This window comes from Staphylococcus sp. 17KM0847 (genome assembly GCF_013463155.1).
GTDB lineage: Bacteria > Bacillota > Bacilli > Staphylococcales > Staphylococcaceae > Staphylococcus.
Window position 1 is genome coordinate 1,107,773 of record NZ_CP040781.1, and the last position, 12,277, is coordinate 1,120,049.

The window sequence follows — 12,277 nt, forward strand, 5'->3', positions numbered from 1 at the left end:
TAACTACGCACATTTTCTACAAAAACGAACTTTCTATTCATCATATTTTCTAAAAATAGTACAGAAGTCTTAATGTTTTCAAAAGATTTCTGTACTATTTGTTTTTATAGACTCTCAATCATTACATCCATATTAAATCACTATCTCATCATATATTCTCTCTCATACTCCTCTCGATAAAGCCTTAATTTCAAATCTCTTATTTTATCTTCTACTTAAATCAGCTACAATAACATATAAGTAACAACATACAAGGGGATTTGTCACTATGAAAAATATCGAACAATTAGATATATTGTATAAACTTAAAAAAGAAGTCGAAAAGTCTGACCATCATGCTTTTGTGCATACGATTAATCAAATCATAAAAAAAGTGTATTTAGAACATTACACTTTAACATTTGTAGGGCATTTTTCTGCTGGTAAATCAACAATTATTAACAATTTAATCGGTCAAGACATTTTGCCAAGCTCTCCGGTACCTACAACGAGTAACACGGCTTTAGTTACGGTAGCAGAAGAGAGTGGTATTACTGCAAATATTGAAGGTCAGCGATATACAGAACTCACTTCTTATGACGAAGTAAAACAAATGAATAAAGAAAACTATAACGTTGAATCTATCGATGTTCGCTTTTTGTCCACTGACTATCGATTAGGTTTAACATTTCAAGATACACCGGGTGTAGACTCTAATGTGGCTTCACATAGTGTAAGTGCAGAGCGCTTTTTGTATACGAGCAATATTGTGTTTTACACAGTAGATTACAACCATGTTCAATCCGCACTTAATTTCCAATTTATGAAACGCCTCAACCAAGCTGATATTCCGGTTGTTTTCATCATTAATCAAATTGATAAACACAATGATGATGAACTTTCTTTTGACACTTTTAAGTCTCGAGTAGAAAAGTCATTAGCTGATTGGGATATCACACTGGTTGAGCTATTTTATATTACAAAGTTTCAACACCCAGAAAATCAACTCAACGCCTTGAAAAACTATATTCATACGTGTGACGAACAGCGTGAATCAATGGAGGATTATGTTTCCCGTATGGTACAGTTTATCCAATCAACTCAAGCGCGTTATTTATCTCAGCAGATGGCTCAATGTCTTGAGCGTCTTAACATCGAACCGGAACAATTCGACAAAGCATTCGAACAACATTTACAGCAACAATCAGCAAGCAATGAAGCACAATTGATTAGTGATAAACAAGCTTTGCGCACACACTTACATGACAAGCGTAAAACAATCATTGATAATGCCTACATTATGTCACATGATATGCGTGAACGTATTCGTTATTATTTAGAAAGTATGACTAAAGATTTTTCAGTAGGGGGCTTATTCAATAAGCGCAAAAAAACGGAACAAGCTCAAAATGAACGATTGTCTAAACTCATGGAGGCCCTGCAAGAACAAGTCAATCAGGAAATCATTAAGCCCATCCAAATAGATATGGCCTTTTTGACGCGCTTTATTACTGATTCAGAGTTAAACAGTCGTATTTTAAATCAGTCTATAACGCTACCTTCTGATCTTGTCACTTCTCTCTATCAAACACAAGTTCAAATTAGTAACCAATATGTGTTAACTTTTTCTGAAGATTTAATGAAACGTATACGTCAGTATATTCTTAAAGACGCAACTACTTTGGATGAGGCAATCTTATCGAATGTTCAAGTTGAAAGTGACACACTCACAGTAAATGAAGAAACAGACGACTATCAACATTATCAAACATTGCGCACCTTAAAAACGTCATTAGAAACTAAAAATTATCAACACTACTACATTCATTTGGATGATTCTTTAGATCAACTCATCGACCGCACTGTCATGACCTATACACCTGGCACTTCAGCACCTGTAACAGAGCAAGCTTTATCTCAACATATCACTCATACAAAACGTTCAACACCTTCACGTCGAGTACAAATTGAACAGGCACTTGATATCATTGATGAACTACCGCTCTACGATACAGCAGTAAATACAATCAAGCAGGCTTTAGCAAGAATGTCGTCACAAGTGATTAAAATTGGTGTTTTCGGAACATTTAGTGCAGGTAAAAGTAGTTTAATCAATGCATTACTCGGTGATCATTACTTAGTCAGCTCGCCCAATCCAACAACTGCTGCAACGACTGAAATTTCATACGGTACGAATAATGCGGTGACTTTTAAGACCAACGATGAATTACTCGATGAACTCAATCACGTTGTTGAAATTGTTGGCTACAAATTCAATACGATTTCAGAATTTTTAACAGCTGATAAACAAGCGCTGAAACATCAAATTGATAAAGATCGACTTGCGTTTATTGAAGCCATAGAAAAGAATTACACATATTATCAGCAACTTACCGAAACGAGTTATATCCTAAGCATCTCACAAGAAGATATCAAAAAGTGGAGCGCTGAAGATGAATATGCAACATTTGTTAAAACAGTACATATCCAATTAGAACATCCTTGGTTAAAAGATAAAATTATTGTTGACTCTCTAGGCTTATATTCTAACAATCAACGTCATACGAATGAAACTGAGAAAATATTAGCAAGTTCTGATTTAATTTTATACGTCAGCTATTTCAATCACTCATTTACAGATAATGATAGGGCCTTTATTCAACATATGAAGGAAATGAATCAACTTATTGAAAATCAAGCTTTTAAAATGGTCATTAATGCAACAGACCTTGCTGAAACAGCAGAAGATTTAGAGGCTGTACATCATTATGTTACTTCTGCATTATCGGAAGCAGGTATGTCTTGCGAGGTATTCGGTGTATCAAGTCGTGAAGCGTTACGTCAAGGAGATCAAGGCTTATCAAAGCTTCGTACATCTATTGAAACTTTTGCAAGTATTGATGCAAAATATGTATTAGAATCTCAAATTGTTCAACAACTTCAAAGTATTACAGATGCGTTAGAAGTGATGGTGACTGACTTTCAAACAAATCATGAGCAAATCAAGCAAAATCATTTGCATTTACAAAAATTAGCTTCACCTCACGTTTTTAATCATCGACTCATTGACGCCGTAAAACAACAATATATGAATGAATTGGAAGATCAACTCTATTATCTAAATGAGCGTTTGAACATTCAACTTTTGGATGATGTCAAATCGGTATTCAATGGACAAATGACAGTGATAGATGATTTTAAAGTGGCAAAACGTAATGCCTCTAAGCTGTACCTTGATCAAATACATCAAAAACTATACTTAGAGCAAACTTTACTCGTGACACGTATGAAAAATTACTTTGAAACACAATTACAACATCAACTCACACCTATTTTGACTCAACTTTCACAGTTACATGTGATTTTACAAGCTGATACACACCTTTTAGGAGATGAGGTTGACACGCCTTATTTGCATATTCAGTTAGAAGATTTTATTCATACATTACCCAAGTCATTGACGAAAAAGCGTATTTTGCAAGTGCAATACCAAAAACAAGTTCACCCAGAAATTAAAGATATTACACTATCACATTTAGAACATGGATGCTCAGAACTCAAAGCAGCTATGATTACATTGAATGAAACATTAGCCACACAAGCACATACACAACTAGCTGAGTTAGAAGTAACAGCGCAACATCATATTCAAAATGTGTTAGACTTTAAGTTAGATGCATCATTGATTGAAAAACTCAATGTATGTATACCAAAACTCAAAAATATTTTAGAAGTAGAGGATACGAATCATGTCTAAACGCATTCTACTCATAGATGGAATGGCTTTACTTTTTCGGCATTTTTATGCAACAAGTGTACACAATAATTTGATGAAAACATCAACAGGGTTACCGACAAATGGGACACAAGGATTTGTTCGCCATGTTTTAAGTGCTGTTGCAGACATTCAACCTAGTCATATTGCAATATGTTGGGATATGGGAAAATCAACTTTTCGCAATGATTTATATGACGGATATAAACAAAATAGACCTGAACCTCCAGAAGCATTGAAGCCACAATTTGCACATGTCCAATACATTTCTAAAGCATGTGGTTTTTATAACGTGAGTTTACCGAACTATGAAGCAGATGATGTGATTGGAACACTCGCTACTCGGACAGCGTCTGAACCAACAAACACTGTCTATGTTATTACAGGAGATCGAGATTTGTTGCAATGTACTTCACATAATATTAATATCTGGCTCATTAGAAAAGGCTTTACAGAATATATTAAATATGACCTTCATACATTCCATGAAAAATATGGAATTCACCCTAAACAATTGATTGATGTCAAAGCTTTTATGGGAGATAGTGCGGATGGATATCCCGGCGTAAAAGGTATTGGAGAAAAAACAGCCATCAAGCTCATTCAACAATATGGCTCTGTAGATAATGTCATTCGTCATATTGATCAACTTACACCGGGTCAACAAAAGAAAATCAATCATGACTTTGATCATTTACAAAACGCACGTACATTAGCTGAAATTGTTTGCAATGCGCCTATACAAGAAAATGACTTATTCCATAAAATGGCATACACTTTAAACAGGCAACATTTGTTGGATGTGTGTCAAACAAATGAATTGCATGTAACTCGAAAGTTTTTATACACCTTATTTTAAAAAAAGAGGAAAGCCTGCCACTATTTTTCAATAGGGCGCTTTCCTCTTTAACTATGGATTGATGCGATATAATGTTTGTTGCGCTAAAATATTGGCCTCTTTATTTTGTGAACGGGGAATCCACTTTACAAAACAAAGAGAGAAATCTTTTGAAAGTGTAAAATATTGTTCTAAAAATTGTTTGAAACGTAGATTTTTCACAAACTCTCGATTCACTGCATCTTCTATGAGTTTGGAATCCGTAAATATAAGTGCATTGGTCACGCAAAGCTGTTGTGCTTGTCGCAGTGCATAAATCAATGCTTCCCACTCTGCACTATGATTATCCATTTCTCCTAAAACAGCTGTATATGTGTATCGTTCGACATCATCTACTATGACCACACCACAAGCACTCATACCGGGATTACCTTTTGTTGCCGCATCAAAATATATTTTTGCCATGTAATTGTAATCCTCCTCATCATTAGATTTAAATGTGTAAAGGAACATCTATAAAATATGAGCAGCAGCCAACAGGATAGCGCTATACTTGTACGTAACTTTATCCTATGACTACTGCTAATAAATCGTGTTATTTCATACTAATAGCTTGGTATGACTGTCATACATTCATCCTAATGTTCCGTATCATCTGCTTTGATTTTCCCACGTCTATACATAGATTTTGCCCAATAACCAAACGGTACATTGAAGATTGTAGATACGAGCTTTAATAAGTATGTTGTCACAAATATTTCAAATACTACGCTATTCGGTAATGCACCACCATAAAAAGCAATTAAAACAAATAACGCCGTATCAATAATTGAACTTAATGCTGTACTACCATATGCACGAATCACAAATGTACGATCTGACTTGAAAATTTTTTTGATTGCACTAAAGATAAAAACATCAATATGTTGACCGATAATATAAGCTACAATAGATGCGATTGCAATACGAGGCACTACATCAAAGACTGTTTTTAATGCATCCTGTGCAATATCTGCCTCACTCGGTGTAAACGCTAATGAAATTTGCATTAAAATAATCATGACAAGTGTCGACGAGAAACCGAGCCAAACTGCCTTTTTGGCTACGCTTCGTCCATAAATATCATTTAATATATCTGTTGCCAAATAAATCGACGCAAACATAACATTTCCAAGCGTTGCAGAAATAGTAAAAAGATCTACGGTTTTAATAACTTGGATGTTAGCGATAATCGTTCCCATCGCTACCCATACATATAAACCTTGTTTACCAAAAAAACGAAACATGATGACCATAAGTAAAAAGGTCACTACGAAAGCAACTAAACCCAAAATTTCATTATACATTGATTAAATTCCTCCTAAATTTTGATAATGCGGGTGTTTAGAAACCGCTCATTCACAACTTCCTATCATAAAACAGTCTTTCTCATAATTCAATAATATATTATAAAAAGATTTATATAATAATCATTTGAAAATCTCTATATTTAAGGCGTTAGTGTGACGACTTTGTCCTTGTGCTTTTATTTTTAACCATCGCGATATAATCTCTAAATAGCAGGGGGTATCCGCACTCAAATACTTCAATACATCAAAAAAACATGTTAGTATTATGAATAATTGTGTGACAATGTTTCGAAAGAGGTGAATGGTATGTTAACAGAAGAACAGCGGATAGCTGTCTCAACTATTGATACATTGATGGCAGACTATTGCGATCAATGTTTAATTAAATCACATCTACGTAAAATAGAAAATAAAACCTCTGCACATCATTTCTGTATCCAATCTTGCTCTATCGGTCAACATATCCAAGCACTAGGAAAACAGTTACAATAATTTTTAAAAGGAGGATGTTGACGTGGAAATTATTAAAATTGAACCGACACCGAGCCCCAATACAATGAAAATCATCTTATCTGAGAAGCGCCAAGACAATCAATCTAGTACTTATACCGAAAAACATGAGGACCAACCCGCATTTATTAATGCATTACTTGCACTTGATGGTGTTAAATCTATTTTTCATGTATTGGACTTTTTAGCTATTGATAAAACACCAAAGTCAGACTGGGAAGATGTTTTACCACATATTACAGCAACTTTGAATGGTGAAGACGCAAATATACAGCATGAAACTGAAATTGATACACATTTTGGTGAAGTTAAGGCTGAAGTACTAAAATTTAAAAATATTCCATACCAAATCAAATTAACAACATCTCAAGATGAAGTGCGTCGACAATTAAAAGACACTTTTATTGAAGCGATGACTGCTGCACAAGCACCTAGTGACAATGTTGTCTATTTACGTAAATGGGAATCATTAGGAATTCGCTATGGAGATTTAGATGTAGTTATGGATGAAGTAGAAGAAGAGATCAATGCCGTTTATCCTCCTAACGTTCTGAACGAGCTTATTGCAGCAGCACAAAGGACTTCTGAAGATATTCAACAGAAAGTATACCAACATGTTACATTAGATGAATACAAACAAGCACATGATTGGAAGTCAAGATTGCGTATGCTATCATCTTTTCCAACACCTACAAAAGAAGATTACCCGTTATTGGCATATGCACTACAAGAGGAAAAGGTACCACTGAGACGAGAAGCTATTGTATTATTAAGTATGATTGAAGATAAAGCGACATTACCTTATTTATATAAAGGACTAGAAGATTCCAATCCAGCAGTAAGACGTACTGCTGGTGATGCACTCAGTGATTTAGGTTATGTTGAAGCACTTCCTCAGATGGAGCATGCGTTAGATGATCCTCAAAAAATTGTACGTTGGCGTGCCGCAATGTTTATTTTTGACGAGGGTGGAGTAGCACAATTACCTGCCTTACGACAGCATAAAAATGATCCCGCCTACGAAGTACGTTTACAAATTGAGATGGCCATTACACGCATAGAAAAAGGAGAGGCTGCACTCGGTTCTGTCTGGAAGCAAATTGCAAATCGTACACGTTAAATCATGTTATAATCACTAAAAATATTCAACTTAAAAAGGAGCTTGTCATTATGAATGCATATGATGCTTATATGAAAGAACTCGCAACACAAATGCGAAGCGAGTTAACACAAAATGGTTTTGAAAGTTTAGAAACATCAGAAGCTGTCACAAATTATATGAATCAACGCAATAGTGATGAAACAACTTTTGTTGTCATCAATTCAACTTGTGGATGTGCTGCTGGTTTAGCACGTCCCGCTGCCGTTGCTGTTGCTGAACAAAATGAATATAAACCCGACTATAAAGTGACCGTTTTTGCGGGTCAAGATAAAGAAGCTACTGAAACAATGCGTGAATACATTCAACAAGTACCATCCAGTCCATCTTTTGCATTATTTAAAGGGACATCACTTGTTCACTTCACACCTCGCGAGCATATCGAAGGTCGTGATATTAATGATTTAGCAATGGATCTTAAAGAGGCTTTCGATACACATTGCCAATAATGACTTCAGGCTGGAACATGATCATTAAATTGTTCCAGCTTTTTGTATTTTATTTTTCAAATTCTTAAAAATCGTCTATTATAGTTAGTAAGAGAAAGAGGTGAGTATCATCAATCCATTTGATACAGCATATCATAACTTATGCAATGAAATATTAGAGGTTGGCAATAGACGTGATGATCGTACTGCGACAGGAACACTTTCAAAGTTTGGCCATCAATTACGTTTTGATTTGTCAAAAGGTTTCCCATTATTGACCACTAAAAAAGTGTCTTTTAAATTAATCGCAACCGAATTAATATGGTTTATTCGTGGCGATACTAATTTACGCTACTTACTCCAATATAATAATAATATTTGGAATGAATGGGCATTTGAAAAATATGTTCAAAGTGAAGATTATGTAGGACCTGACATGACAAATTTCGGTCATCGTGTACTTACTGATCCTGAATTCAAAGTGTTGTATGACGAAGAAATGAAAAAATTCAAAACCGCAATCCTGCATAACGATATATTTATGCAAAAACATGGCAACTTAGGTAACGTCTACGGTAAACAATGGCGGGATTGGATTGGTGCTGATGGTACACACCACGACCAACTAAAAACAGTCATCGAACAAATTAAAAAATACCCTTATTCTAGACGACATATTATTAGCGCTTGGAATCCAGCAGAAATTGATACTATGGCTTTACCACCTTGCCATACACTATTCCAATTCTATGTAGAAGGCAATAAATTAAGCTGTCAACTTTATCAGCGTAGTGCGGATGTTTTTTTAGGTGTACCTTTTAATATTGCCAGTTACAGTTTGCTTACACATTTAATTGCAAGAGAGTGTGGTTTAGAAGTCGGTGAATTTGTGCATACTTTTGGTGATGCCCATATATATAGTAATCATATAGACGCCGTTCAAACACAGCTATCAAGAACAAGTTTCGATCCGCCTCAATTACGTATTCATACGAATAAGTCTTTATTTGAGTTGGAATATGAAGACTTAGAAATGCTTGACTATCAATCTCATCCGGCTATTAAAGCGCCTATTGCTGTCTAACTTAGAGGAGTGATCTTTTGACATTATCTATACTCGTTGCTCATGATAAAAATAGAGGTATTGGCTTCAATAACCAATTACCATGGCATCTGCCAAATGACTTAAAACACGTCAAACAATTAACAACTGGTCATACTTTAGTTATGGGACGTGCGACTTATGAATCCATCGGTCGACCGTTACCAAATAGAAAAAATGTCGTTTTAACACGCAATACAAACTTTCATCCTGAAGGTGTAGAAGTGATTCATAATACAAATGCTATTTTCGATCTCGAAGGTGACGTTTTTATCTTCGGTGGTCAAACATTATTTGAAACATTTATAGACAAAGTTGACGATATGTATATCACAGTGATCAATGATACATTTCAAGCCGATACATTTTTTCCACCGTATACATTTGAAGATTGGCGTGTCATTTCGGCCGTAGAAGGAACAGTGGATAACCAAAATAAATATGAACATACTTTTTTACATTTAGGTAGAAAGTAAACATTGGAGGATATACAAATATGCAACGAATTATTGTTACAGATTCAACATCAGATTTAAACCCATCATTTTTTAAAGAAAACAACGTTCATGTCGTTCCGCTAAGCGTTACGATTAATGGAACATCTTACCAAGACCAAGTTGATATATCATCAGAAACATTCACCCAATATTTAGGGGATGATCAAAACGACTTAAAAACGAGCCAACCTGCCTTAGGTTTATTCGTTGAAAAATATGAATCACTTATAGATGAAAATACTGAAATTATTAGTATCCATTTGTCATCAGGATTAAGTGGTACATACCAAACAGCACTTCAAGCTAGCGAAATGGTGGACGGTAAAATAACTGTTATCGATTCTAAATCCATTAGTTACGGTCTAGGCTACCAATTGCAATATCTTGTCAAATGGATTGAACAAGGTATCCCAACTCATGAAATACTCGAAAAGATTCAACATTTACAAAAAAACATTAAACTTTTCGTTATTATTGGGCAATTAGACCAACTGATTAAAGGTGGGCGTATTAGTAAAACTAAAGGCTTCATTGGTAACTTAATGAAAATAAAGCCAATTGGTGAATTGGTAGACGGTAATCTTGAAATGATTCATAATGTCAGAACACAAGGCGCCTGTATTAAACAAGTTATTTCCGACTTAAAACCTTTTGTCGGAGAGGATAAACTAGAGGCAGTCAATATTTCACATGCTGATGCAGAAAACTTTATGCATAAGTTTAAAGAAAAACTTGATGATGCTTTTGATATAGCACACTTTGATTTAGGTCATACAACACCTGTTATTTCAACACATACAGGAACAGGTGCACTCGGTTTAGTATTCTTAAAAGCATCTAATGCTTATTAAATATGAATTGGAGGTGTTTTACTATGGCTTTAGCAACACTTGCTGGGGGTTGTTTCTGGTGTTTAGTAAAACCTTTTGACACATATGAAGGTATACAGTCGGTGATATCGGGATATAGTGGTGGAACGGTCGAAAACCCAACATACGAACAAGTTTGTACAAATACAACAGGTCATGTTGAAGCCGTTCAAATTACATTTGACCCTAATGTCATAACTTATGATGAAATCTTAGATATCTACTTTAAAACATTTGATCCAACTGATAAAGACGGTCAATTTTTCGATAGAGGTGAGAGTTATCGCCCTGTCATTTTCTACCATGATATCTCACAAAAAAATGCTGCATTGTCAAAGATTGATGCACTTAATGCAGCTCATATTTTTGACAAACCTGTAGTAACACCAGTTGAACCATATTACAACTTTTATCCAGCTGAAACATATCATCAACAGTATTATAAAAAACACCCTTTACATTACCATCAGTATCAAAAAGGGTCAGGTAGACAAGCTTTTATCGAAAAACATTGGGGGAATCAAATATGATAAAAAAAGACAAGAAAGACTTAACTGACCTTGAATATCTCGTAACGCAACAAGATGGTACAGAACCACCCTTTAATAATGAGTACTGGAACCATTTTGATAAAGGTATTTATGTAGATAAACTTTCGGGCAAGCCACTATTTACCTCTGAAGATAAATTCGAGTCTGATTGTGGATGGCCGAGTTTTTCAAAAGCTATTGATGATCAAGAAATTATTGAACTCGTTGATAAATCCTTTGGTATGCTTAGAACTGAAGTACGTTCTGAAGGTAGCAATAGTCACCTCGGACACGTATTTAATGATGGACCTAAAGAACTAGGAGGATTGCGTTACTGCATTAATTCTGCTTCGATACAATTTATCCCATATGACAAACTTGAACAGTTAGGTTATGGTGATGCTTTGAAGTGGTTTAACAATAAATAGGAGTGAAAGATATGTTTAAAAAATTATTTGGAAAAGGAAATGAAGTAAAAAAAGAAATAGAAATCTTCGCACCAATGACAGGTGAATTTGTAAAACTAGAAGATATTCCAGATCCTGTCTTTGCTCAAAAAATGATGGGCGACGGCTTCGGTATTAAACCTTCTGAAGGTAAAGTCGTATCACCAATTTCAGGTGTTATCGATAATGTCTTTCCAACAAAACATGCAATCGGTTTAAAAGCAGATAATGGTTTAGAGATTCTTGTTCATATTGGTTTAGACACGGTTCAATTAAATGGTGAAGGATTTGAAACACTCGTGTCCAGTGGAGATCGTGTTGAAGTCGGTGATGATCTCGTGACATTTGACCTTGACTATATCCATCAAAACGCTAAGTCAACAATCTCTCCGGTTATCATTACAAATATCAATCATGTCGAATCACACCAAATACATGATGCCACTGAGTTAGTTAGAGGTACAACTCAAGTAATAGATGTGACTGTCAAATAATGAAAGATACATCATTTTATCAATTTGCACTTACTGTCAGAGGCCGTCGTGATGATACAGGTGCTTTGGCGGAGATGATATTTCAAGATTTGGACTTTCCCAAACACGAAACACAGTTTGATGTACTTTCTGAATATATAGAAACAGAAGGAAACTATACATTGTCAATGTCTGTATTCGACACCCTTTATGAAGAATACCAAGAGTGGCGTCAATTTTAGAAGAAAAGCATTACAAACAATACTTATGCATTGAGAAGACTCAGACAGATTGAATCGTATATCTGGGTCTCTTCGTTCTC

At 35.0% G+C, this 12,277-nt stretch carries 14 protein-coding genes; 12 read left to right on the forward strand and 2 right to left on the reverse strand.

Annotated elements, in window-relative coordinates; genetic code table 11:
* Positions 1-268 precede the first annotated feature (268 nt).
* Together FGL66_RS05320 and FGL66_RS05325 are read left to right on the forward strand one after the other, a co-directional pair.
* The gene (locus FGL66_RS05320; RefSeq protein ID WP_180808820.1) at positions 269-3,736 is read left to right on the forward strand and encodes a dynamin family protein; all 3,468 of its coding nucleotides are present in this window, start codon (positions 269-271) and stop codon (positions 3,734-3,736) included.
* Positions 3,729-4,613 (forward strand): 5'-3' exonuclease, encoded by an 885-nt coding sequence (locus FGL66_RS05325; RefSeq protein ID WP_180808821.1) that lies wholly within the window; start codon positions 3,729-3,731, stop codon positions 4,611-4,613. Before FGL66_RS05320 ends, FGL66_RS05325 begins: the two co-directional genes overlap by 8 nt.
* A gap of 51 nt (positions 4,614-4,664) precedes the next feature.
* Here the strand turns inward: FGL66_RS05325 and FGL66_RS05330 are convergent, their stop codons facing one another.
* Together FGL66_RS05330 and FGL66_RS05335 are read right to left on the reverse strand one after the other, a co-directional pair.
* Positions 4,665-5,057 (reverse strand): ribonuclease HI family protein, encoded by a 393-nt coding sequence (locus FGL66_RS05330; protein ID WP_180808823.1) that lies wholly within the window; start codon positions 5,055-5,057, stop codon positions 4,665-4,667.
* Between the two features lie 173 nt (positions 5,058-5,230).
* Positions 5,231-5,938 (reverse strand): queuosine precursor transporter, encoded by a 708-nt coding sequence (locus FGL66_RS05335; protein ID WP_180808824.1) that lies wholly within the window; start codon positions 5,936-5,938, stop codon positions 5,231-5,233.
* A gap of 309 nt (positions 5,939-6,247) precedes the next feature.
* On the opposite strand from FGL66_RS05335, the gene FGL66_RS05340 reads away from it, so the two are divergent.
* From FGL66_RS05340 to FGL66_RS05385, 10 genes are all read left to right on the forward strand, one after another.
* Positions 6,248-6,433 carry a zinc-finger domain-containing protein gene (locus FGL66_RS05340; protein ID WP_374757654.1) on the forward strand — a complete coding sequence of 62 codons (186 nt, stop codon included), beginning with the start codon at positions 6,248-6,250 and terminating at the stop codon, positions 6,431-6,433.
* A 22-nt stretch (positions 6,434-6,455) separates the two neighbouring features.
* Positions 6,456-7,571, forward strand: coding sequence for a conserved virulence factor C family protein (locus FGL66_RS05345; protein ID WP_180808827.1), 1,116 nt, complete (start codon positions 6,456-6,458; stop codon positions 7,569-7,571).
* 50 nt (positions 7,572-7,621) lie between these two features.
* A complete protein-coding gene (brxA, locus tag FGL66_RS05350; protein ID WP_180808829.1) occupies positions 7,622-8,059 on the forward strand; it encodes a bacilliredoxin BrxA in 438 nt (145 codons plus the stop codon).
* Between the two features lie 106 nt (positions 8,060-8,165).
* Positions 8,166-9,122 carry a thymidylate synthase gene (locus FGL66_RS05355; RefSeq protein ID WP_180810481.1) on the forward strand — a complete coding sequence of 319 codons (957 nt, stop codon included), beginning with the start codon at positions 8,166-8,168 and terminating at the stop codon, positions 9,120-9,122.
* A gap of 17 nt (positions 9,123-9,139) precedes the next feature.
* Positions 9,140-9,616 carry a dihydrofolate reductase gene (locus FGL66_RS05360; protein ID WP_180808831.1) on the forward strand — a complete coding sequence of 159 codons (477 nt, stop codon included), beginning with the start codon at positions 9,140-9,142 and terminating at the stop codon, positions 9,614-9,616.
* Positions 9,617-9,636: 20 nt separating this feature from the next.
* Positions 9,637-10,488: a DegV family protein gene (locus FGL66_RS05365; protein ID WP_180808833.1), complete on the forward strand. Its 852-nt coding sequence runs from the start codon at positions 9,637-9,639 to the stop codon at positions 10,486-10,488.
* A gap of 23 nt (positions 10,489-10,511) precedes the next feature.
* Positions 10,512-11,036, forward strand: coding sequence for a peptide-methionine (S)-S-oxide reductase MsrA (msrA, locus tag FGL66_RS05370; RefSeq protein WP_180808835.1), 525 nt, complete (start codon positions 10,512-10,514; stop codon positions 11,034-11,036).
* Positions 11,033-11,464 (forward strand): peptide-methionine (R)-S-oxide reductase MsrB, encoded by a 432-nt coding sequence (gene msrB, locus FGL66_RS05375; RefSeq protein ID WP_180808837.1) that lies wholly within the window; start codon positions 11,033-11,035, stop codon positions 11,462-11,464. Before msrA ends, msrB begins: the two co-directional genes overlap by 4 nt.
* A gap of 11 nt (positions 11,465-11,475) precedes the next feature.
* Complete coding sequence (locus tag FGL66_RS05380; protein WP_180808839.1) at positions 11,476-11,976, forward strand: PTS sugar transporter subunit IIA; 501 nt, start codon at positions 11,476-11,478, stop codon at positions 11,974-11,976.
* Positions 11,976-12,197: a YozE family protein gene (locus tag FGL66_RS05385; protein ID WP_180808841.1), complete on the forward strand. Its 222-nt coding sequence runs from the start codon at positions 11,976-11,978 to the stop codon at positions 12,195-12,197. Before FGL66_RS05380 ends, FGL66_RS05385 begins: the two co-directional genes overlap by 1 nt.
* Positions 12,198-12,277 lie beyond the last annotated feature (80 nt).

What these genes read in the sequence shown, in the direction of transcription:
- FGL66_RS05320 (WP_180808820.1), top strand. Translation starts at nt 269, where the DNA reads ATGAAAAATATCGAACAATTAGATATATTGTATAAACTTAAAAAAGAA.
- FGL66_RS05325 (WP_180808821.1), top strand. Translation starts at nt 3,729, where the DNA reads ATGTCTAAACGCATTCTACTCATAGATGGAATGGCTTTACTTTTTCGG.
- FGL66_RS05330 (WP_180808823.1), bottom strand. Translation starts at nt 5,057, where the DNA reads ATGGCAAAAATATATTTTGATGCGGCAACAAAAGGTAATCCCGGTATG.
- FGL66_RS05335 (WP_180808824.1), bottom strand. Translation starts at nt 5,938, where the DNA reads ATGTATAATGAAATTTTGGGTTTAGTTGCTTTCGTAGTGACCTTTTTA.
- FGL66_RS05340 (WP_374757654.1), top strand. Translation starts at nt 6,248, where the DNA reads ATGTTAACAGAAGAACAGCGGATAGCTGTCTCAACTATTGATACATTG.
- brxA (WP_180808829.1), top strand. Translation starts at nt 7,622, where the DNA reads ATGAATGCATATGATGCTTATATGAAAGAACTCGCAACACAAATGCGA.
- FGL66_RS05365 (WP_180808833.1), top strand. Translation starts at nt 9,637, where the DNA reads ATGCAACGAATTATTGTTACAGATTCAACATCAGATTTAAACCCATCA.
- msrA (WP_180808835.1), top strand. Translation starts at nt 10,512, where the DNA reads ATGGCTTTAGCAACACTTGCTGGGGGTTGTTTCTGGTGTTTAGTAAAA.
- msrB (WP_180808837.1), top strand. Translation starts at nt 11,033, where the DNA reads ATGATAAAAAAAGACAAGAAAGACTTAACTGACCTTGAATATCTCGTA.
- FGL66_RS05380 (WP_180808839.1), top strand. Translation starts at nt 11,476, where the DNA reads ATGTTTAAAAAATTATTTGGAAAAGGAAATGAAGTAAAAAAAGAAATA.
- FGL66_RS05385 (WP_180808841.1), top strand. Translation starts at nt 11,976, where the DNA reads ATGAAAGATACATCATTTTATCAATTTGCACTTACTGTCAGAGGCCGT.